Origin of the sequence: Streptomyces sp. R302 (genome assembly GCF_012927245.1) — a bacterium.
Lineage (GTDB): Bacteria > Actinomycetota > Actinomycetes > Streptomycetales > Streptomycetaceae > Streptomyces.
Genome location: NZ_JABBGE010000008.1, coordinates 231367 through 250962 on the forward strand (window position 1 = coordinate 231367; position 19596 = coordinate 250962).

General features: G+C 74.4%; 21 protein-coding genes. 12 read left to right on the plus strand and 9 right to left on the minus strand.

The genetic code is table 11. The annotated features are described in order from the left end of the window. Window positions 1–108: 108 nt before the first annotated feature. Together HHL19_RS25215 and HHL19_RS25220 are read left to right on the plus strand one after the other, a co-directional pair. A complete protein-coding gene (locus HHL19_RS25215; protein WP_169092625.1) occupies window positions 109–1449 on the plus strand; it encodes a transcriptional regulator in 1341 nt (446 codons plus the stop codon). A gap of 62 nt (window positions 1450–1511) precedes the next feature. Next, window positions 1512–2042 (plus strand): NUDIX domain-containing protein, encoded by a 531-nt coding sequence (locus HHL19_RS25220; RefSeq protein ID WP_169092626.1) that lies wholly within the window; start codon window positions 1512–1514, stop codon window positions 2040–2042. A 120-nt stretch (window positions 2043–2162) separates the two neighbouring features. On the opposite strand, the gene HHL19_RS25225 is transcribed toward HHL19_RS25220, so the two are convergent. Beyond that, window positions 2163–3023 carry a 3-hydroxybutyryl-CoA dehydrogenase gene (locus HHL19_RS25225; protein ID WP_169092627.1) on the minus strand — a complete coding sequence of 287 codons (861 nt, stop codon included), beginning with the start codon at window positions 3021–3023 and terminating at the stop codon, window positions 2163–2165. Window positions 3024–3221: 198 nt separating this feature from the next. On the opposite strand from HHL19_RS25225, the gene HHL19_RS25230 reads away from it, so the two are divergent. Then, complete coding sequence (locus HHL19_RS25230; RefSeq protein WP_346768482.1) at window positions 3222–4475, plus strand: family 10 glycosylhydrolase; 1254 nt, start codon at window positions 3222–3224, stop codon at window positions 4473–4475. Here HHL19_RS25230 and HHL19_RS25235 read toward each other — a convergent pair. Together HHL19_RS25235 and HHL19_RS25240 are read right to left on the minus strand one after the other, a co-directional pair. Beyond that, window positions 4472–4669, minus strand: a complete 198-nt coding sequence (locus tag HHL19_RS25235) for a DUF1918 domain-containing protein (protein WP_169092629.1) — start codon at window positions 4667–4669, stop codon at window positions 4472–4474. The genes HHL19_RS25230 and HHL19_RS25235 overlap by 4 nt on opposite strands. Before the next feature lie 69 nt (window positions 4670–4738). Continuing rightward, complete coding sequence (locus HHL19_RS25240) at window positions 4739–5695, minus strand: DMT family transporter (protein ID WP_169092630.1); 957 nt, start codon at window positions 5693–5695, stop codon at window positions 4739–4741. Here HHL19_RS25240 and HHL19_RS25245 point away from each other — a divergent pair. The 4 genes from HHL19_RS25245 (at window position 5694) to HHL19_RS25260 (ending at window position 9594) form a co-directional block, all read left to right on the plus strand. Continuing rightward, entirely contained in the window at window positions 5694–7127 is a 1434-nt protein-coding gene (locus tag HHL19_RS25245; RefSeq protein ID WP_169092631.1) for a PLP-dependent aminotransferase family protein, read from the plus strand. The two genes, HHL19_RS25240 and HHL19_RS25245, sit on opposite strands and share 2 nt — an antisense overlap. A 137-nt stretch (window positions 7128–7264) precedes the next feature. Continuing rightward, window positions 7265–7711, plus strand: coding sequence for a GNAT family N-acetyltransferase (locus HHL19_RS25250; RefSeq protein ID WP_169092632.1), 447 nt, complete (start codon window positions 7265–7267; stop codon window positions 7709–7711). A 68-nt stretch (window positions 7712–7779) separates the two neighbouring features. After that, window positions 7780–8358: a histidine phosphatase family protein gene (locus HHL19_RS25255; RefSeq protein WP_169092633.1), complete on the plus strand. Its 579-nt coding sequence runs from the start codon at window positions 7780–7782 to the stop codon at window positions 8356–8358. Between the two features lie 75 nt (window positions 8359–8433). Continuing rightward, window positions 8434–9594 (plus strand): methyltransferase, encoded by a 1161-nt coding sequence (locus HHL19_RS25260; RefSeq protein WP_206325520.1) that lies wholly within the window; start codon window positions 8434–8436, stop codon window positions 9592–9594. A 3-nt stretch (window positions 9595–9597) separates the two neighbouring features. Here HHL19_RS25260 and HHL19_RS25265 read toward each other — a convergent pair whose 3' ends face one another. The 3 genes from HHL19_RS25265 to HHL19_RS25275 form a co-directional block, all read right to left on the minus strand. Further along, window positions 9598–10206: a DUF4440 domain-containing protein gene (locus HHL19_RS25265; protein WP_169092634.1), complete on the minus strand. Its 609-nt coding sequence runs from the start codon at window positions 10204–10206 to the stop codon at window positions 9598–9600. A 753-nt stretch (window positions 10207–10959) separates the two neighbouring features. After that, the gene (locus tag HHL19_RS25270; protein WP_169092635.1) at window positions 10960–11403 is read right to left on the minus strand and encodes a MarR family transcriptional regulator; all 444 of its coding nucleotides are present in this window, start codon (window positions 11401–11403) and stop codon (window positions 10960–10962) included. After that, window positions 11400–11894: a MarR family transcriptional regulator gene (locus HHL19_RS25275; protein ID WP_169092636.1), complete on the minus strand. Its 495-nt coding sequence runs from the start codon at window positions 11892–11894 to the stop codon at window positions 11400–11402. The genes HHL19_RS25270 and HHL19_RS25275 overlap by 4 nt, the downstream gene beginning before the upstream one ends. A gap of 209 nt (window positions 11895–12103) precedes the next feature. On the opposite strand from HHL19_RS25275, the gene argC reads away from it, so the two are divergent. Genes argC through HHL19_RS25300 form a run of 5 tightly spaced genes read left to right on the plus strand, consistent with a single transcriptional unit; the run spans window position 12104 to window position 16952 of the window. Beyond that, window positions 12104–13132, plus strand: a complete 1029-nt coding sequence (gene argC / locus HHL19_RS25280) for an N-acetyl-gamma-glutamyl-phosphate reductase (protein WP_169092637.1) — start codon at window positions 12104–12106, stop codon at window positions 13130–13132. Beyond that, a complete protein-coding gene (argJ, locus tag HHL19_RS25285; RefSeq protein ID WP_169092638.1) occupies window positions 13129–14295 on the plus strand; it encodes a bifunctional glutamate N-acetyltransferase/amino-acid acetyltransferase ArgJ in 1167 nt (388 codons plus the stop codon). The genes argC and argJ overlap by 4 nt, the downstream gene beginning before the upstream one ends. Further along, entirely contained in the window at window positions 14292–15197 is a 906-nt protein-coding gene (argB, locus tag HHL19_RS25290) for an acetylglutamate kinase (protein WP_169092639.1), read from the plus strand. Before argJ ends, argB begins: the two co-directional genes overlap by 4 nt. After that, on the plus strand, window positions 15194–16408 hold the full coding sequence (locus tag HHL19_RS25295) for an acetylornithine transaminase (protein WP_169092640.1): 1215 nt from the start codon (window positions 15194–15196) through the stop codon (window positions 16406–16408). Before argB ends, HHL19_RS25295 begins: the two co-directional genes overlap by 4 nt. Window positions 16409–16415: 7 nt before the next feature. Further along, a complete protein-coding gene (locus HHL19_RS25300; protein WP_169092641.1) occupies window positions 16416–16952 on the plus strand; it encodes an arginine repressor in 537 nt (178 codons plus the stop codon). 16 nt (window positions 16953–16968) lie between these two features. On the opposite strand, the gene HHL19_RS25305 is transcribed toward HHL19_RS25300, so the two are convergent. The 3 genes from HHL19_RS25305 to HHL19_RS25315 form a co-directional block, all read right to left on the minus strand. Beyond that, the gene (locus HHL19_RS25305; protein WP_169092642.1) at window positions 16969–17661 is read right to left on the minus strand and encodes a L,D-transpeptidase family protein; all 693 of its coding nucleotides are present in this window, start codon (window positions 17659–17661) and stop codon (window positions 16969–16971) included. A gap of 38 nt (window positions 17662–17699) precedes the next feature. Then, window positions 17700–18305, minus strand: a complete 606-nt coding sequence (locus HHL19_RS25310) for a pyridoxamine 5'-phosphate oxidase family protein (RefSeq protein ID WP_169092643.1) — start codon at window positions 18303–18305, stop codon at window positions 17700–17702. Window positions 18306–18396: 91 nt separating this feature from the next. Beyond that, complete coding sequence (locus tag HHL19_RS25315; RefSeq protein WP_169092644.1) at window positions 18397–19539, minus strand: hypothetical protein; 1143 nt, start codon at window positions 19537–19539, stop codon at window positions 18397–18399. Window positions 19540–19596: the final 57 nt, after the last annotated feature.

Below are 19596 nucleotides of genomic sequence, written 5' to 3' on the forward strand. Positions count from 1 at the left end.
AGCGCGCACGGACCGGAAGAACGGGTACTTCATTCACACCCCGTGCGAAATCGCACCGGGCGAATTCGGCCACCGCTACGCTGAGTTCACCGAGCGACCGGAGGGGCCATGCAGCCCAACACCCTGCTCGACGCCCTCCTGGACGAGGCGGGCGTCTCCCACGCCGGGCTCGCCGACCGCGTGAACCGGGCCGGACGGGCCAGGGGCCTTGCCCTGCGTTACGAACACACCGCCGTGGCACGGTGGTTGAAGGGCCAGCGGCCGCGCGGCCAGGTGCCCGACCTGATCTGCGAGGTGCTCGCGGCCCGGCTGCGCCGGCCCGTCACCCTCGACGACATCGGGCTCGGCGTGCCCGTCGGCGGGCCGCCCGCGCCCGGCACCCCGCTCAACGGCTTCGTCGACCGGGCCACCGCGCTGTGGCGCTCGGACGAGCAGCAGCGCCCGTACCTCGCGAGCGCGCCCGCGGTGACCGGCACGCCCGCGGTGATGCCGGTGTGGGAGTGGGAGAACCCGCCGGAGGACACCGACGTCTCCCGGACCGGTCTGACCCGGGTCGAGCCCGCCGACATCGCCCTGCTCAGCGCGGCCCGCGCCCACTACGAGCAGATGTACCGCAAGGCCGGCGGCATCGCGACCCGCGCCCGGATCGTCGGCTTCCTCACCACCGAGGCCGCGCCCCGGCTGCGCGGCTCGTACAGCGACGCCCTGGGCCGCTCCCTGCACCGGGCCACCGGCGGCCTGGTGGCGGTGGCCGGAATCTGCGCCTACGACGCCGACGCCCACGGGCTCGCGCAGCGCTACTTCCAGCAGGCGCTGCGGCTCGCCAAGGCCAGCGGGGACCGGGCGTTCGGCGCCTACGTGGTGGCGCTGATGGTCAACCAGTCGCTGCTCCTGGGGGAGTTCCGGCAGGCGGTGGCCTTCGCGGAGGCGGCGCTGCGGGCGGCGGACGGCACCATCACCCCGGCGCTCGCCGCCGATCTGACGGCGATGCAGGCGAAGGCGTACGCCCGGCTCGGCGACGGGGCGGCGGCGCTCGGCTGCATCCTGCGGGCCGAGCGGGCGGCGGACCGGATCGCACCGGCGGCGGAACCGGCCGAGACCGGCTACGTCCAGCCCGGGCTCGTCAACGTACAGGTTGCGGAGGCCCTCCTCAGTCTGGGTGATCTCGCGGGGGCGTACGAGCACGCGGCGCGGGCGGCGGGGACGCCCTCGCACGACCGGGGCCGGGTGCACCGGCTCGCTCTGCTCTGCCAGGTCGAACTGCGGCAGGGCGAGGCGGAGGCGGCGGCGCGGACGGCGGTCGAGATGACCGAGCGGGCGCGGGGGATGGAGTCGCGCCGGCTGCGGGACCGGCTGCGGCAGGCCAGGGAGCACCTCCTCGCCTGTGACGCGGAGGACGCCCGGGAGGCGGCCGCGCTGATCGACGGGGCGCTGCGCGTTCCGCTCTGACCGTTCTCCTGCTGCGATATTGCCACCGAACATGCGCCTACCAGTCGGAAGGTGGCAAGAACGTGCAGTGGACGAAACTGAGTGAACACTCCGTCTATGAAAACCGTTGGTTCCGAGTGAACCTCGCGGACGTCGAACTCCCGGACGGCCGCCACCTCGACCACTATCTGATCCGGCTCCGCCCCGTCGCCGTCGCGACCGTCGTCAACGACGCCGACGAGGTCCTCATGCTCTGGCGCCACCGCTTCATCACCGACAGCTGGGGGTGGGAGCTGGCCGCCGGCGTCGTCGAGGACGGCGAGACCCCCGAGGCCGCCGCCGCCCGCGAGATGGAGGAGGAGACCGGCTGGCGGCCGGGTCCGCTGCGCCACCTCCTCACCGTCGAGCCCTCCAACGGGCTCAGCGACGCCCGGCACCACCTCTACTGGACCGACCGGGCCACCTGGACCGGTCCGCCGGCCGACGGCTTCGAGTCCTCGCGGCGCGCCTGGGTGCCGCTGAAGGAGGTACCGGAACTGATCGCCCGCGGCGAGATCCCGGCGGCGAACATGGCGGCCGGGCTGCTGATGCTGCACCACCTGCGGCTCGGCTGACGCCCTCGGAACGGACCCCGGAAAGACGGAACGGACCGGGAAAGACGGAACGGCTCGCACCTGTGCGGGGGTACGAGCCGTTCCTGCCGCGGAGAGCGACATCTGTGGGGGCGACGGGCGTCAGGGGTAGACGTAGAACCCCGAGCCCGTCTTGCGGCCGAGACGGCCCGCGTCGACCATCCGCTGGAGCAGCGGGGGAGCGGCGTACAGCGGCTCCTTGAACTCGGAGTACATCGAGTCGGCGATCGAGGCGATCGTGTCGAGGCCGATGAGGTCCGAGAGCTTCAGCGGGCCCATCGGGTGGGCGCAGCCGTACTCCATGCCGTTGTCGATGTCCTCGCGGCTCGCGATGCCGGACTCGAACATCCGGATCGCGGAGAGCAGGTACGGCACGAGCAGGGCGTTCACGACGAAGCCGGAGCGGTCCTGGGCGCGGATCGCGTGCTTGCCGAGCAGCTTCTCGGCGAAGGCCTGCGCCCGGCTGATGGTGCCCTCGGAGGTGGTGAGGGCGGGGATCAGCTCGACGAGCTTCTGCACCGGGGCCGGGTTGAAGAAGTGGATGCCGATGACGTGGTCGGGGCGGGAGGTCGCCACGGCCAGCTTCACCAGCGGGATCGAGGAGGTGTTCGAGGCCAGGATGGCGTCGGGCCGGGTCAGGACCTGGTCGAGCACCTGGAAGATCTCGGTCTTGACCTGCTCGTTCTCGACGACCGCCTCGATGACGAGGTCGCGGTCGGCGAACTCGCCCAGGTCGGTCGTGAAGCTCAGGTTGGCGAGGGCCGCGTCCCGCTCCTCCTCGCTGATCTTGCCGCGTTCGGCGGCCTTGGTCAGCGAGTTCAGCAGCCGCGTGCGGCCGATCTCCAGCGCCTCGCCGGTGGTCTCGGCCACCTTCACCTGGAGACCGCTCCGGGCACACACCTCTGCGATGCCCGCGCCCATCTGGCCGCAGCCCACCACTCCGACGCGCTCAATGTCGGCCATGGAGTCCGTCACCTCGTGCCTTTCGCTCTTCTCTGGCGGCGAGCCCCCGTGTGATTCCGGTGCGCACGCCTCGACCCCATGACGTTACTCCGATTCGCGCGATGATCGATCGGTCGGAGGCGGGCATGCTGTCCCAGGAGGTGTGACGTGTCCGACAGCTGAGGGGTACAAGTGCGGCCTATCGGGAGAAGAGGGTTCGTGACGACCGCCACGGGAGCGGCATTCGCCGCCGTGGGGGGCGCTGCTCCGGGCACCGCCGCGGAGCGCGGTGGAAGACCGGACCGGGCGGCGCCGGAGGACCGCTTCCGGTTCCGGGGGATGTGGGTGGCGACCGTCGCCAACCGCGACTGGCCGTCCCGCGCCGGCCTCACCGCCGGGGCGCAGAAGGCCGAGCTCCTCGCCCATCTGGACCGGGCGGTGGAGCGGCGGCTCAACGCGGTCGTCCTCCAGGTGCGGCCCACCGCCGACGCGCTGTGGCCCTCGCCGTACGAGCCCTGGGCGCAGTGCCTCACCGGGACGCAGGGCCGCGACCCCGGCTGGGACCCGCTGGGCACGGCGGTCGCCGAGGCCCATGCGCGGGGCCTCGAACTGCACGCCTGGTTCAACCCGTACCGTGTGGCGAACCACACGGACCCGGCCCGGCTCACGGCCTCCCATCCGGCCCGGCTCCACCCCGGGTGGACCGTGCCGTACGGCGGGAAGCTCTACTACGACCCGGGGCTGCCCGAGGTCCGGCGCTTCGTCCAGGACGCGATGCTCGACGCGGTCCGCCGCTACGACCTCGACGCCGTCCACTGGGACGACTACTTCTACCCGTACCCGGTGGCGGGGGAGGGCTTCGCGGACGACGCCACGTACGCCCGCCACGGCGGGGACTTCGCCGACCGGGGGGACTGGCGGCGGCACAACACCGACCTGCTGGTCTCGGAGATGTCCGCCCGGATCAAGGAGCTCAAGCCGGGCGTCGCCTTCGGCGTCAGCCCCTTCGGGGTGTGGCGGAACCGCGCCGACGACCCCGAGGGCTCCGACACCCGGGGCGGGGTGGCGACCTACGACGACCTGTACGCGGACACCCGCAAGTGGATCGAGGAGGGGTGGATCGATCACGTGGTGCCGCAGCTGTACTGGCACATCGGCCACTCCGCCACCGACTACACCACGCTCCTCGACTGGTGGAACGCGACGGTGAGGGGGACCGGCGTCGGCCTCTACGTCGGCGAGGCGCTGTACAAGGCGGGCGACCCGGACCAGCCCGAGGCGTGGCAGGACCCGAAGGAACTGTCACGGCACCTCGCCCTGGCCTCCGGGCGGCCGGGCGTCGGCGGGCACTGCTACTTCGCGGCGACGGAGGTCACGCGGGACCGCAACGGCGCCCTCGCCGCCGCCGTGGCCGACCACTATCCGGTGCGGGCCCGCGCGCCGCGCGCCGCGAGCCCGGGGTCCGCTTCCTAGCGCTGCTCGCCGTGGTGACGGACGACGGTGTCGGGGCCGGGCGACATCAGGGCCTCGTGACCGTCGTCGTCGAACTTGACCTTGTACGGGGGAGCGCCGTTCTCCCCCTTCACCTCAAGGACCTGGGCCGTACGGTCGTGCTGACCTACGGTCCGGCCGTGCACCAGCAGCTTGTCGCCCACACTCGCCTGCATCGGGTGACCTCCTCGCGCGCGTAGGGCCTCTGTCTGCCATTGTGACTCAGGTCACCGCCGCCCGTCGCGTCAGCTCTTCGCACGCTGGGTCACCGCGATGCAGACGAGCACGCCGACCGCCGCGACCGGCGCGGCCAGCGGCAGGGACTCGCCCAGGAGGAAGACCGACCAGAACAGCGTCAGCAGCGGCTGGGCGAGCTGGAGCTGGCTGGCGCGCGGGATGCCGATCGCGGCCATGCCGCGGTACCAGACGTACAGGCCGAAGAAGGTGGAGCCGGCCGCCACCCAGACCAGGCCGATCACCCCGTGGGCGGTGAGGTGGACCGGTTCGAGGGCGAGGGCCACCGCCGAGGCCGGGGCCATCAGCGGCAGGCAGAGCACCAGCGCCCAGCCGATCACCTGCCAGCCCGGCATCAGCCGGGCGAGCCGGCCGCCCTCGGTGTAGCCGGCGGCGCAGACGAGGAGCGCGCCGAAGAGGTACAGGTCGCCGGTGGAGAGCGCGCCGCCGCTCTGCTGGACGGTGAAGGCGATCACGACGGCGGCGCCGGCGACGGCCGCGATCCAGAAGGTGCGCGACGGGCGGCGGCCGGTCCGCACGGCCGCGAAGGTCGCCGTGGTGAGCGGCAGCAGGCCCACGACGACGGCGGCGTGCGAGGTCGTCGAGGTCTGCAGGGCGAGCGTGGTCAGCAGCGGGAAGCCCACCACCACACCCCCGGCGACCACCGCGAGACCGGGCCGGTGGCGGCGCTCCGGCAGCGGGACGCGGCCGGAGAGAAGGAAGGCGCCGGCGATCAGCGCGGCGAGCGTGGAGCGCACGGCCACCAGCGACCAGGGGCCGAAACTCTCCAGGCCCCACACCGTCGACGGGAAGGTCAGCGAGAAGGCGACCACGCCGAGGAGGGCGAGGAGGGTGCCGTGGGCTCCCTGGGGTGTCGCCGTCGCCGTCGCCGGGGTCGCCGGGGTGCTTTCCGTCCTCGCGTCGACCGCTATCGTCATCGGGGCAGTAGCGCTATTCTGTGCTCTCATGCATGAGCGTAGCAGCGTGGCAGAACTGGCGAAATCCCTGAGGGCGGAGCTCGACCGCTACTCTCCAGGTGGAAAGCTGCCGTCGAGCCGGGTCCTCGTCGAGCGCCACCACGTCTCCCCGGTGACCGTCACCCGCGCCCTCGCCCAGCTCGCCGCCGAGGGTCTGGTCGTCACCCGGCCCGGCGCCGGCGCCTTCAAGGCCGAGGCGCCCGCCCCGGCCGCCACCGGCGACACCTCCTGGCAGGAGCTGGCCCTCAGCGCCGACGCCGCCACCGAACTCGTCCCGCGCGCCGTCGACGCCTCCGGCGTCCTCGTCACCCTCGCCGCGCCCCCGCCCGGCGTCGTCGAGTTCAACGGCGGCTACCTCCACCCCTCCCTCCAGCCCGAGCGGGCCCTGGCCGCCGCCCTCGCCCGGGCCGGCCGCCGCCCCGGCGCCTGGGGCCGGCCGCCCTCCGACGGCCTCACCGAACTCCGCGAGTGGTTCGCCCGCGAGATCGGCGGCGGCGTCACCGGCGCCGAGGTCCTCATCACCGCCGGCGGCCAGTCCGCCCTCACCACCGCGCTGCGCGCGCTCGCCCCGCCCGGCACCCCCGTCCTCGTCGAGTCGCCCACCTATCCCGGCATGCTCGCCGTCGCCCGCGCCGCCGGACTGCGCCCGGTGCCGGTGCCGGCCGACGCCGACGGCATCCGCACCGACCTCCTCGAAGCCGCCTTCCGCGCCACCGGCGCCCGCGTCCTCGTCTGCCAGCCGCTCTTCCAGAACCCCACCGGCGCCGTCCTCCCGCCGGAGCGCCGCCGCGAGGTCGTCCGCATCGCCCGCGCCGCCGGCGCCTTCGTCGTCGAGGACGACTTCGCCCGCCGGCTCGTCCACGAGGACGCCCCGCCGCTGCCCGCGCCGCTCGCCGCCGACGACCCCGACGGCGTCGTCGTCCACGTCCGCTCCCTCACCAAGATCACCTCGGCGAGCCTCCGGGTCGGCGCGCTCGCCGCCCGCGGCCCGGTCCTGGAGCGCCTCCGCGCCATCCAGGTCGTCGACAGCTTCTTCGTCCCCCGCCCCCTCCAGGAGGCCGCCCTCGAACTCGTCGGCGCCCCCGCCTGGTCCCGCCACCTGAGGGCCGTCTCGCAGGAGCTGAAGGCCCGCCGCGACACCCTCACCGCCGCCGTCACCCTCCGGCTCCCCGAACTCGCCCTGCCCCACATCCCGTACGGCGGCTACCACCTCTGGCTCCGCCTCCCCGACACCCTCCCCGAGTCCGCCCTCCTCGCCGCCGCCCTCCGCGCCGGGGTCGCCGCGGCCCCCGGCCGGCCCTACTTCTGCGCCGAACCGCCGGCCGGCCACATCCGGCTGAGTTTCGCGGGTGTCGCCAGGCCCACGGAGATCACCGAGGGCGTCCGCAGACTCCGCACCGCCATGGACGAACTCCTCCCGTGACGCCGGGCGGGCTCCGGTCCGGCGCGCGCGAGCAGTCATCCCGTCGACGCGCGCGAGCCACCCCGTCGACGCGGGCGCGTACCGCGCCGGCCCGGAAACCGCCTGACACGTGCCCGCGGCTTTGGCATCCTCCGACCATGACCGAGACCACCACCACCGACGTCCTCCACGGGCGGTACGAGATCTCCGCCGACCCCGCCCGCCTCGACGCCGCCCGCGTCCACCACTGGATATCCACCGACACCTACTGGGGCGTGGGCCGGCCGCGGGAGAAGCAGGACGCGGCCATCGCCGGCTCGCTCAACTTCGGCGCCTACCACCGCGACACCGGCGAGATCGCCGCGTACGCGCGCGTGGTCACCGACCGCGCCACCTTCGCCTGGCTCTGCGACGTCTACGTCGACCGCCCCGCCCGAGGCACCGGCCTCGGCACCGCCCTGGTCGCCGCCGCCCTCGACCACATGGAGGCGTACGGGCTCCGCCGGACGCTGCTCTCCACCGCGGACGCCCACGGCGTCTACGCGAAGCTCGGATTCACGCCACTGGAGAATCCGGACAAGTGGATGGCTCTCGGGCACCAGTGACCCGGGACCTCCCGGTCCCCCCGCCGCGCCCCTTGACCCGGGGCCCCACCGGCCTCACGATCGCGGCCATGGGTCTTCGGGTCACGCTGGTCGCGGCGGCGCGCAGTTCCTCCCTGCTCGCCGAACGCTTCGACGACGACCGGCCGCTCGACGAGGCCGGATGGTACGAGGTGCAGCAGGCCGCGCCCGCGCTCCTCCCGCTCGGCGCCGCCGAACTCCGCTACTGCGCGCCGACGCCGCGCAGCCGCGCCACCGGCACCGCCCTCGGCTACGCCCCGCTCGCCCAGCCCGCGCTGCGCGACTGCGACATGGGCCGCTGGCGCGGCCTCACCCTCGCCGAGGTCGCCGCCCTCGAACCGGCCGCCGTCGACGCCTGGCTCGCCGACGCCCGCTCCGCCCCGCACGGCGGCGAACCCCTCCTCGCCTTCATCTCCCGCATCGGCAACTGGCTCGACACCCGCCCCGCCGACGACGCCACCGTCGTCGCCGTCGCCGAACCCTCCGTCGTCCGCGCCGCCCTCGTCTACGCGCTCCGCGCCGCCCCCGCCACGTACTGGAGCGTCGACGTCCGCCCCCTGTCGACCGTCACCCTCGTCGGCCGCCCCGGCGCCTGGCACCTCCACCTGGAGGCGCCCGCGCTGCGCTGACCGGCAGGGACGGGCGGGGGCGGGACGGGCGGCCGGGACGGGCGGCCGGGGCGGAGCGGCTAGCCTGGGGGCACGATGAACCGTTTGACCACGCCATGGGGCGACGTCACCCTCACCCGCCACCCCGAGGACCCGCGCGATCCGCTGCGCGCCTGGGACGCGGCCGACGAGTACCTGCTGAACCACCTCGCCGAGACCGGCACCGGCCTCTCCGGCACCGTCGCCGTCCTCGGCGACCGCTGGGGCGCGCTCGTCACCGCGCTGTCGGCCGCCGGGCCCGGGGATCTCGTCCAGATCTCCGACTCGTACCTCGGCCGCGAGGCCACCCGCGCCAACCTCGCGCGGGCCGGCGCCGCCCCCGGCACCGTCCGGCTCCTCACCACCCAGGACCCGCCGCCCGCCCGGATCGACGTCCTCCTCGTCCGCGTCCCCAAGAGCCTCGCGCTCCTGGAGGACCAGCTGCACCGGCTCGCCCCCGCCCTGCACGAGGGGACGGTGGTCGTCGGCACCGGCATGGTCAAGGAGATCCACACCTCCACCCTGACCCTCTTCGAACGGATCCTGGGCCCCACCCGAACCTCGCTCGCGGTGAAGAAGGCCCGGCTGATCCACACCACCCCGGACCCGGCCGCCGCGCCCGGGCCGAACCCGTGGCCGTACCGGTACGCGCTCCCCGCCGACACGCCCGCGCCGGGGCTCGCCGGCCGCACGGTCGTCAACCAGGCGGGCGTCTTCTGCGCCGACCGCCTCGACATCGGCACCCGCTTCCTCCTCGGGAACCTGCCGGCGGACCTCGGCCACGCGCGCGTGGCGGACCTCGGCTGCGGCAACGGCGTCGTCGGCCTCGCCGTCGCCCTCGCCGAACCCGAGGCCGAACTCCTCTTCACCGACGAGTCGTACCAGGCCGTCGCCTCCGCCGAGGAGAACTTCCGCACCCACGCGGGGGAGACCCGCAAGGCCGAGTTCACGGTCGGCGACGGCCTCGCGGACGTCCCCGCGGGCTCGCTCGACCTCGTCCTCAACAACCCGCCCTTCCACAGCCACCAGGCCACCACCGACCGCACCGCCCGCCGCATGTTCTCCGACGCGCGGCGCGCCCTGCGCCCCGGCGGCGAACTCTGGGTCGTCGGCAACCGCCACCTCGGCTACCACGTCACCCTCCGCCGCATCTTCGGCAACAGCGAACTGGTGGCGAGCGACCCGAAGTTCGTGGTGCTGCGCGCGGTCAGGAGCTGACCGTCACGCCTCGGGAAACACCGGCCCGAGGGCGCGGAGCCGGTCCGCCCCCGTCGTGATCTCCAGGCTGACGATCCGGTCGCCGCGGAAACCGACCCGCACGGCGGCGACCGGCCGCCCGTCCGCCCGGGCCACCGCCCCGACCGCGCCCTCGATCAGCGCGGGCCGCAGCAGGGCGCCCGGCCGGGCAAGGCCGGCCGCCTCGGCGGCCACGGCCGGGGCCCCGTGCACGGGACCCCGCTCGGAGTACGCGACCGCGTCCGGGGCGAGCAGCGCGGCGAGCGCGACGGCGTCACGCGCGCGTGCGGCCGTGAGAAAGGCCTCCACGAGCGCCCGCCGCGCCTCCGGGTCCCCGCCGTCCGAGCCCGTCCCCCCGCCCCGCAGCCGCTCCCTCGCCCGCCGCGCGCACCGGGCCGCCTCGGCGGGCGAGCCGCCCATCACCCGGGCGGTCTCCCCGGGCGCGAGACCGAACACGTCGTGCAGCAGATACGCGACCCGTTCCCGCGCCCCGAGCCGGTCGAACACGGCGAGGAACCCCCCGAGCACGGCCGCCTCCAGCCCCTCCGCCACCGCACCCCCGCGCTCCCCGTCCCGTACGGCGTCCTCGTCCATGGCTCCCACCCTCCGTCAGCTGCCTTCACACCGGCTTGACGGTCCTTCCACGGGCGTTGTGACGGGCGAGGGCGCGGTCCGCCGCTCAGCGACCACGCGTCCCTGCGGGCCGGTTCAGCCGCGCAGCAGCGCGCGTCCGGCGTCCGGCACGATCCGCGGCTCGTGTCCCTCGCCCTCGGTGAGCAGCCGGTGCCGCAGGTGCGGACGGAGGTGTGGACGTCGGCGGCCTCCTTCCGGAGGCTGCCGAGGCGGGGGCGGAATACCAGGGCGAGGGCGATCGGCACGCCGTGCACGGCCGGGGCGAGGCAGGTGGCGAGCAGGGCGGAGCGGCCGCGCCCGGCCTTGGCCGGGGCATCGCCCCGGGCGCCGGCCGAGGCGAGGTCAGCGAAGAGCTGCTCGCCGTGGCGGCGGGCGAGGCGCCGCCCGGGCCCGCTCGGTCCGGCCGGCCGGCTCCTCGCCGCCGCCGGGGTCGGTGTTCCAGCCGCAGCCGGCGCACCAGGCGACGTACCGCCGCCTCCGTCAGCCCGGCTCCGCAGTCGGGACAGGCGGTGTCGGCCGTCCGCCGCTCGTCGGACGTCGGTCGTCTCGGTCATGGTGGCACCCCCCACCGGGGCGGGTCGCCGTGTCGGCGGACCTCCCCCGTGTGCTCCTGAGTGACATCGCCTGACGTGTCCGCGTCGCGCACGGAGGCGAGCACGCGCTTCGGGCCACGGAGGGCAGGGGGCGGAGGGTCGAGAGGAGCGAGCGGGGAGGTCAGCCTCGCAGCGCGGCGAGTTCCCGGTCGGCGTTCTCGGTGACGCGGGCGAGGACGCGGCCGGTGGCGGCCAGGTCCTCGGCGGGGATGCCGGCCCAGACGCGGGCGGTGACGGGGGCGACCTCCGCGGCGACGGCGGCGAGCAGGGTGCGGCCGGCGTCCGTGGGGACCAGGTGCGGGCCGTCCGCGACCAGCAGCCCCTCGGCCCGCAGGTCGTCGAACGCGGCCCGGGCCTCGGCCGGTCCGGTCTTGAGGGCGGCGACGACCGCGGCGGCCAGCTCGTCCGGGGTGCGCGGGGTGTCGGCGGTGACGGCGGTGCGCAGCGCGATCTGCCGCGTGAAGGTGAGGCCGTGCCGGGCCAGGACGTGCTCCAGGACGCCCCGGGCCGCGTAGTGGGCGAGGCCGAGCACGCGGGAGTCGGCGGCGGGTGCGGTGGCGGTCATGGTGTTGCCCCCTGAGCGGTCGTGTCGTCGGGTGGGGAGGGAACGAGCGGTACATCGAGCAGGGCCGTCAGCTCTTCGATGAACGCCCGCGTCCGTGGGGAGTCCAGGCCCCCGAGCGGGGCGACCAGCTGCTGGAGAAGGTCCTGGACCACGTCGACGGCGCGCCGGGTGACGGCGCGGCCCTCGTCGGTGAGGGCGAGCCGCCAGGCCCGGGGATCGCGCGGGTCGCGGACCCGCTCGACCAGGCCGGCCGTCTCCAGGGCGCGGGCGAGCTTCGAGACGTACAGCGCCTCCAGGCCCGTGTGGTCGGCGAGCTCCCGCTGGCTGGGCCGCTCGCCGGTCCGTCCCATGCCGTACAGGGAGGCGACCACCGCGTACTGCGCGTGCGTGAGGCCCAGCGGCGCCACCGCGCGATCGACGGCGACGCGCCACTTGTTGGCGAGCCGCCACACCAGAAAGCCGGGCGTGGGACCCGGGGAACCCTTGCTCATGGCAGATATCGTACATGGCTACCATGTCCATGGCTACTGTTTACGCGAGCATCTCGGCCGGGCGGGTACTGGTGGTCTCCGCCGGGGCGGTGCGAGAGTTCCGCGGTGCCGGCGGGCCATTGGAGGCCCGCCATCATCCGACGCGCACGAGCTCGTTGCATAAAACTACGGCGCCACGTATAGTCATGCCATCCATGAGGAGGGTATTGATGACGGTACGAGCAGCAGTGGCGGGCGCGAGCGGATACGCGGGCGGGGAACTCCTGCGCCTTCTCCTCGCTCACCCCCACGTCGAGATCGGCACGCTCACCGGCCACTCCAACGCCGGACAGAAGCTCGGCGGCCTCCAGCCGCACCTGCTGCCGCTCGCCGACCGCGTCCTCGCGCCCACCACCGCCGAGGAGCTCGCCGGCCACGACGTCGTCTTCCTCGCCCTCCCGCACGGCCAGTCCGCCGCCGTCGCCGAGCAGCTCGGCCCGGACGTCCTCGTCGTCGACATGGGCGCCGACTTCCGGCTGAAGGACCCGGCCGACTGGGAGACCTACTACGGCTCCCCGCACGCCGGCACCTGGCCCTACGGCCTCCCCGAACTGCCGGGCGCCCGCGCCGCCCTCGACGGGTCCAAGCGCATCGCGGTGCCCGGTTGCTACCCCACCGCCGTCTCGCTCGCCCTCTTCCCGGCGTACGCGGGCGGGCTCGCCGAGCCGGAGGCCGTGATCGTCGCCGCCTCCGGCACCTCCGGCGCCGGCAAGGCCCTCAAGCCGCATCTGCTCGGCAGCGAGGTCATGGGCAACATGACCCCGTACGGCGTCGGCGGCGGCCACCGGCACACCCCCGAGATGATCCAGAACCTCTCCGGCCCGGCCGGCGAGCGGGTCACCGTCTCCTTCACCCCCACCCTGGCCCCGATGCCCCGCGGCATCCTCGCCACCTGCACCGCCGCCGCGAAGCCCGGCACGACCGCCGAGGCCGTGCGCGCCGCGTACGAGAAGGCGTACGCGGACGAGCCGTTCGTCCACCTCCTCCCCGAGGGCCAGTGGCCCGCGACGGCGTCCGTCCACGGTTCCAACGCCGTTCACGTCCAGGTCGCGTACGACGCGAACGCGCACCGGATCATCGCGATCAGCGCCATCGACAACCTCACCAAGGGCACCGCCGGCGGCGCGGTGCAGAGCATGAACATCGCCCTCGGCCTTCCCGAGGACACCGGACTCTCCACGATTGGAGTCGCTCCATGAGCGTCACCGCAGCGCAGGGATTCACGGCGGCGGGCATCGCCGCCGGGATCAAGCAGAACGGCAACCCGGACCTGGCCCTCGTGGTCAACACCGGGCCGCGCCGCGCCGCCGCGGGAGTCTTCACCTCCAACCGCGTCAAGGCCGCCCCGGTCGTCTGGTCCCAGCAGGTCCTCGCCGACGGCGAGCTGACCGCCGTCGTCCTCAACTCCGGCGGCGCCAACGCCTGCACCGGCCCGCAGGGCTTCCAGGACACCCACGCCACCGCCGAGAAGGTCGCCGAGGTCCTCAGCGGCCAGGGCACCGAGGTCGGCGCCGGCGAGGTCGCCGTCGCCTCCACCGGCCTCATCGGCGTCCTCCTCCCGATGGACAAGCTCCTCCCCGGCGTCGAGAAGGCCGCCGCCGAACTCTCCGCGCACGGCGGCGAGAAGGCCGCCATCGCCATCAAGACCACCGACACCGTCCACAAGACCGCCGTGGTCACGAAGGACGGCTGGACGGTCGGCGGCATGGCCAAGGGCGCCGGCATGCTCGCCCCCGGCCTCGCCACCATGCTCGTCGTCCTCACCACCGACGCCGACGTCGACGCCAAGGGCCTGGACGCCGCCCTGCGCACCGCCACCCGGCTCACCTTCGACCGGGTCGACTCCGACGGCTGCATGTCCACCAACGACACCGTCCTCCTCCTCGCCTCCGGCGCCTCCGGCACCACCCCCGCCCAGGGCGACTTCGCCGAGGCCGTCCGGGAGGTCTGCGCCGACCTCGCCCGCCAGCTCATCGGCGACGCCGAGGGCGCCAGCAAGGACATCCGCATCGAGGTGGTCAACGCGGCCACCGAGGACGACGCCGTCGAGGTGGGCCGCTCCATCGCCCGCAACAACCTCCTCAAGTGCGCCATCCACGGCGAGGACCCCAACTGGGGCCGGGTCCTCTCCGCCATCGGCACCACCTCCGCCGCCTTCGAGCCGGACGAACTGAACGTCGCCATCAACGGCGTCTGGGTCTGCCGCAACGGCTCCGTCGGCGAGGACCGCGACCTCGTCGACATGCGCTACCGGGAGGTCGTCGTCACCGCCGACCTCGCCGCCGGCTCCGAGTCCGCCGTGATCTGGGCCAACGACCTGACCGCCGACTACGTCCACGAGAACAGCGCGTACTCGTCATGACCAACGCCACGCGGAAGCACACCGCCCTCCCGAAGGCGCAGACCTTGATCGAGGCGCTGCCCTGGCTCACCCGCCACCACGGCAAGACCGTCGTCATCAAGTTCGGCGGCAACGCCATGATCGACGACGAGCTGAAGGCGGCCTTCGCCCAGGACGTCGTCTTCCTGCGCCACGCCGGCCTCAAGCCGGTCGTCGTGCACGGCGGCGGCCCGCAGATCAGCGCCGCCCTCGACCGGCACGGCATCGTCAGCGAGTTCAAGGCGGGCCTCCGGGTCACCACCGAGGACGCCATGGACGTCGTGCGGATGGTGCTCGCCGGCCAGGTCCAGCGCGAGCTCGTCGGGCTGCTCAACCAGCACGGCCCGCTCGCCGTCGGCCTCACCGGCGAGGACGCCCACACCATCACCGCCACCAAGCACCTGCCGGAGATCGACGGCGAACGCGTCGACATCGGCCGCGTCGGCGAGATCACCGCCATCGACACCGGCGCCATCCAGGCGCTCCTGGAGGACGGCCGCATCCCGGTCGTCTCCTCCATCGCCCGCTCCCAGGACGACGGACATGTCTACAACGTCAATGCTGATACGGCGGCTGCGGCACTCGCTGCGGCGCTGGGCGCCGAAACGCTGATGGTCCTGACCGACGTCGAGGGCCTCTACGAGGACTGGCCGAACAGCGACGAGGTCATCAGCCGGCTCACCGCGAGCCAGCTGGAGAAGCTGCTGCCCGAGCTCTCCAGCGGCATGGTCCCCAAGATGGAAGGCTGCCTGCACGCCGTACGGAACGGGGTCACCACGGCCCGCGTGATCGACGGACGCGTCCAGCACTCCATCCTGCTGGAGATCTTCACCGACGAGGGCATCGGCACGATGGTCGTGCCGGACGGACAGGGGGAAGCATGAGCAACCAGCAGCTGACCGAGCGGTGGCAGGGCTCGCTCATGAACAACTACGGCACCCCCCGCCTGCCCCTCGTCCGCGGCGAGGGCGCCAAGGTGTGGGACGCCGACGGCACCGAGTACCTCGACTTCGTCGGCGGCATCGCCGTCAACGCCCTCGGCCACGCCCACCCGGCCGTCGTCGAGGCCGTCACCCGCCAGATCCGGAGCCTCGGCCACGTCTCCAACCTCTTCGTCGCCGAACCGCCCGTCGCGCTCGCCGAGCGGCTGCTCCAGCTCGCCGGCCGCCCCGGGAAGGTCTTCTTCTGCAACTCGGGCGCCGAGGCCAACGAGGCCGCGTTCAAGATCGGCCGGCTCACCGGCCGCACCCACATGGTCGCCACCGACGGCGGCTTCCACGGCCGGACCATGGGCTCCCTCGCCCTCACCGGCCAGCCCGGCAAGCAGGGCCCGTTCCTGCCGCTGCCCGGCGACGTCACCCACGTCCCGTACGGCGACGCCGAGGCGCTGCGCGCCGCCGTCACGGAGAGCACCGCACTTGTCATCATCGAGCCCGTCCAGGGCGAGAACGGCGTCGTCGTCCCGCCGCCCGGCTACCTCAAGGCGGCCCGGGAGATCACCCGCGCCACCGGCACCCTCCTCGTCCTCGACGAGGTGCAGACCGGCATCGGGCGGTGCGGCCACTGGTTCGAGCACCAGGCCCACGAGGGCGTCGACCCGGACGTCGTCACCCTCGCCAAGGGCCTCGGCGGCGGCCTGCCGCTCGGCGCCACCGTCGCCTTCGGCGCGGCCGCCGAGCTCTTCGCCCCCGGCCACCACGGCACCACCTTCGGCGGCAACCCGGTGGCCTGCGCCGCCGGCCTCGCCGTCCTGGACACCCTCGGCGCCGACGCGGCCCTCGACCACGTCAAGGCCGTCGGCGAGCGGCTGCGCTCCGGAATCGAGGCCCTCGGGCACCCGCTGGTCTCCCACGTCCGTGGCGCGGGGCTCCTGCTGGGTATCGTGCTCACCGAGCCCCTCGCGCCCCAGGTGCAGCAGACGGCTCAGGACGCCGGCCTCCTGGTGAACGCGCCCGCCCCCGACGTCGTACGGATCATGCCTCCGCTGGTCCTCACCGACGCCGAGGCGGACACCTTCCTCCGGGTGCTCCCGGGCGTCCTCCAGCAGGCGTACGAGGCGTACGAGGCGAACGGGCAAGGAACGACCGGAGAATGAGGCGACGATGACCGACGTGCAGGGGAACGAGCCCGGAGGGCCGTCGGTCCCGCAGACCCGCACCGCGCGCCACCGCAGGATCGTCGACATCCTCAACCGGCAGCCGGTGCGGTCGCAGAGCCAGCTCGCCAAGCTCCTCGCGGACGACGGGCTGAGCGTCACCCAGGCGACGCTCTCCCGCGACCTCGACGAGCTCGGCGCGGTGAAGATCCGCAACACCGGCGGCGAGCTGATCTACGCGGTCCCCAGCGAGGGCGGCTTCCGCACCCCGCAGGCCCCGCTCGGCGAGTCCGCCAAGGAGGAGCGGATGCGCCGCCTCTCCGGCGAACTCCTCATCTCCGCCGAGGCGTCCGCCAACCTCGTGGTGCTGCGCACCCCGCCGGGCGCTGCCCAGTTCCTCGCGTCGGCCATCGACCAGGCCGAGCTCCACGCCATCCTCGGCACCATCGCGGGCGACGACACCCTGCTCCTCATCTCCCGCGACCCCACCGGCGGCCAGGCCCTCGCCGACCACCTGCTGCGCCTGGCGCAGAAGGGCCACTGAGCACGGCCCGGGAGCCTCAGTACCGCACGATCGCCGTCGGACCCCGCCGGGTGCCGACGGCGATGTGCGGCCGCCGCCCGGGGTCGGCCCAGGCGAGGATCGCCCGCATCGCGTCCGCCGGGACGGAGACGCAGCCGGCCGTCGCGCCCTTCCCGTTCACGTGCAGGAAGATCCCGGCGCCGCGCATCCGCACCGGGCGGGCGTAGTTGAAGCCGATGACGAGCGCGTGGGCGTACTGCGTGCGGTACGCGACGAGGTGCTCGGCCTCCGCGGCCCGGCAGTCCGCCGGCAGCCCCTCGACCCAGCGGTTGTACGCGCGCGAGTCGTTGTCCTGGCACCACCACGAGTCCTCGGTGGCCCGTACGTACCGGTAGCGGGTCCCGGTCGGTGCGGCCCGGATCCCGAAGGCGTACGGCAGGTCGTACAGGCCCGTCGGCGTGGTGTCCGTCCCCTGCCGCCGGGTGGCCCCCTCGGCCAGCCCGTTGGCGCCGAACCGCGCCGGCGCCGATCCGGCCCGCACCCACCGCCCGTCCCGCCGGTCCCACCAGGTGACGGTCCCGGTGGTGGACCCGGTGTCGGCGGCGACGGCGGTGATCAACTGGGACCCGCCGCCGGTGTCCGCCATCCGCGCGGGCAGCGGAGCCACCGGGGGAGCCGGAGCGGAGGCGAGGGAGAACAGCACGGCGCCGAGGGCGAGAAGGGTACGCATGGCGGCGACGCTAGGCGGCCCGTCGACCCCCGGCCACGCTACTGACCCGAGTGGGGGAGCGGCGGAAGCGGCAGCGGAAGGGCGGGCAGTCCGTCGAGGCTCGTGGCGATGTGCTCCTTGCCCTCGCAGTAGGTGTTGAACTCCTCCTCCGTCTTCCGGTTGAAGAAGTCGGAGTGCAGCGAGCGCTCCTCCCGGTACTCCATCACCGGCACCGCGAACCCGCAGGAGTCGCTGACCCGCCGCGCGTGCACCAGGACGATCGCCCGCGCGCTGACCTGGTCCTTCACCGCCTCCTCGGGGAACCGCCCGAACAGCTCGCCCCAGCGCGGGTCGTCCCGCAGCACGACCTCCCCGTCACCGTGCACCCGCACCACGGTCGGCGGACCGGAGAAGGACGTCCACATGAGGGTGATCCGCCCGTTGCCCGGCTCGCGGAGGTGAGCGAGCGTCTCGGCACTGCTGCCGCCGAAGTCGACGTAGGCGAGGGTCAGTTCGTCGAGGACGACGAGGGTCCCCTTGCGGCCCTTGGGCGAGAGGTTGACGTGCCCGTCCCCGGAGAGCGGCGCGGTGGCGACGAAGTAGAGGGGCTGCTCCTCGATGAAGGCACGGAGCCGCCCGTCGATACGATCATACGTTTTTCCCATGGGTCCATCTTCCGCCGTGGGCCCCCGCCGTGACGAGCCGTCTCAGGGAAGGGACCACGTCAGGACCCGCGTCAGGACCACAGGACCCGCGTCAGGACCACAGCGCCCGCCGCGCCTCCCGTACGACGGCGGGCTCGGGGTCGTCGAGGAGCGCCTTCATCCGCCGGGGCTCCGCCGCGTCGAGCAGCCGCAGCCCGGCGACCGCCGAGGCCCGCACCCGGCCGTTCCGATGCCCCGTCAACTCCCGCAGCAGCGGCACGTCCACGCTCCGCGCCCCGCACTCGCCGAGCCCGAGCGGCGCCCGGACCGGCACGTCGGGACCGGCGCAGGCGGTCCGGTACACGAGCAGGGGATCGCCCCCGCCCTGCCGCAGCACCCACCGCGCGCAGGCCCGGGTCCGCCCCGAACGGTCGTAGAGGTACGGCTCCGCCTCCGCGTGCCGGCCCGCCCCGCGCAGCGCGGTGACCCCGGCCGCCCGCACCCGCCCGAACCGGGCCCCGAGCAGGACGGGCACGGTCGCGTCCGGCTCGTCGGCGGCGACCGCGGCCGACGCGGCCCGCTCCTGCACCACGGGGTCGTGGTCCCCGGCGGCCACCAGGGCGAGGCCGAGGCCGTCGTACAGCCCGCGGTCGAGGGCGACGGAGAGCGCGGCGCGCCGGGTCGGGCCGTCGCGGCAGTCGGACAGCAGCGCCTTCACCCGCGCGGGGTCGCCGCCGCGCAGCAGCCCGTCGAGGAGTTCGGCCGCCGCGCCGCCCCGCAGCCGGCGGTCGAGCCGCAGGATCACCGGCGCGGTGACCGCGAGCGTACGGGCGGAGGCGCCCGGCAGCGCCTCCCGCAGCAGGTGCAGCGCACGCGCGCGTACCGGCGCCGCCCAGTCCGCCGCCCGCACCGCGACCAGCGGCAGTACCTCGGGCCGCCCCGCCGCGCACGACAGCGCGGCCTGCCGGATCCGCCCGTCCGGGTCGCACAGCGCGAGCGCGAGTCGTGCCTCCGTGGGCGCCTCCTCCCGCACCCGGTCGGCGGCCCGGTCCCGGAGCCCCCGCCACCCGGGCCCGTGGATCCCGGTGAGCCACCCGTGGAACGGTGCGAGGGCGCCGTGGCGGACCGCTTGCCGCACGTCCTCGTCCAGGTCCGCCCAGGCCTTCGGCCGCGTCACGTCCATCACCCGGTACAGGGGAAGCCCCCGCTCCAGGCGTCGTACCGCCGCCTTCCGCGATTCCGCCTCGTGTGTCATGCGGGGAGGCTAGACGCCGCCCGCGGACCTGCGCCCGTGCTTTTCCCGGGCGCCGGG

What these genes read in the sequence shown, in the direction of transcription:
- HHL19_RS25215 (WP_169092625.1), top strand. Translation starts at nt 109, where the DNA reads ATGCAGCCCAACACCCTGCTCGACGCCCTCCTGGACGAGGCGGGCGTC.
- HHL19_RS25225 (WP_169092627.1), bottom strand. Translation starts at nt 3,023, where the DNA reads ATGGCCGACATTGAGCGCGTCGGAGTGGTGGGCTGCGGCCAGATGGGC.
- HHL19_RS25235 (WP_169092629.1), bottom strand. Translation starts at nt 4,669, where the DNA reads ATGCAGGCGAGTGTGGGCGACAAGCTGCTGGTGCACGGCCGGACCGTA.
- HHL19_RS25245 (WP_169092631.1), top strand. Translation starts at nt 5,694, where the DNA reads ATGCATGAGCGTAGCAGCGTGGCAGAACTGGCGAAATCCCTGAGGGCG.
- HHL19_RS25240 (WP_169092630.1), bottom strand. Translation starts at nt 5,695, where the DNA reads ATGAGAGCACAGAATAGCGCTACTGCCCCGATGACGATAGCGGTCGAC.
- HHL19_RS25250 (WP_169092632.1), top strand. Translation starts at nt 7,265, where the DNA reads ATGACCGAGACCACCACCACCGACGTCCTCCACGGGCGGTACGAGATC.
- HHL19_RS25255 (WP_169092633.1), top strand. Translation starts at nt 7,780, where the DNA reads ATGGGTCTTCGGGTCACGCTGGTCGCGGCGGCGCGCAGTTCCTCCCTG.
- HHL19_RS25260 (WP_206325520.1), top strand. Translation starts at nt 8,434, where the DNA reads ATGAACCGTTTGACCACGCCATGGGGCGACGTCACCCTCACCCGCCAC.
- HHL19_RS25265 (WP_169092634.1), bottom strand. Translation starts at nt 10,206, where the DNA reads ATGGACGAGGACGCCGTACGGGACGGGGAGCGCGGGGGTGCGGTGGCG.
- HHL19_RS25270 (WP_169092635.1), bottom strand. Translation starts at nt 11,403, where the DNA reads ATGACCGCCACCGCACCCGCCGCCGACTCCCGCGTGCTCGGCCTCGCC.
- HHL19_RS25275 (WP_169092636.1), bottom strand. Translation starts at nt 11,894, where the DNA reads ATGAGCAAGGGTTCCCCGGGTCCCACGCCCGGCTTTCTGGTGTGGCGG.
- argC (WP_169092637.1), top strand. Translation starts at nt 12,104, where the DNA reads ATGACGGTACGAGCAGCAGTGGCGGGCGCGAGCGGATACGCGGGCGGG.
- argJ (WP_169092638.1), top strand. Translation starts at nt 13,129, where the DNA reads ATGAGCGTCACCGCAGCGCAGGGATTCACGGCGGCGGGCATCGCCGCC.
- argB (WP_169092639.1), top strand. Translation starts at nt 14,292, where the DNA reads ATGACCAACGCCACGCGGAAGCACACCGCCCTCCCGAAGGCGCAGACC.
- HHL19_RS25295 (WP_169092640.1), top strand. Translation starts at nt 15,194, where the DNA reads ATGAGCAACCAGCAGCTGACCGAGCGGTGGCAGGGCTCGCTCATGAAC.
- HHL19_RS25300 (WP_169092641.1), top strand. Translation starts at nt 16,416, where the DNA reads ATGACCGACGTGCAGGGGAACGAGCCCGGAGGGCCGTCGGTCCCGCAG.
- HHL19_RS25305 (WP_169092642.1), bottom strand. Translation starts at nt 17,661, where the DNA reads ATGCGTACCCTTCTCGCCCTCGGCGCCGTGCTGTTCTCCCTCGCCTCC.
- HHL19_RS25310 (WP_169092643.1), bottom strand. Translation starts at nt 18,305, where the DNA reads ATGGGAAAAACGTATGATCGTATCGACGGGCGGCTCCGTGCCTTCATC.
- HHL19_RS25315 (WP_169092644.1), bottom strand. Translation starts at nt 19,539, where the DNA reads ATGACACACGAGGCGGAATCGCGGAAGGCGGCGGTACGACGCCTGGAG.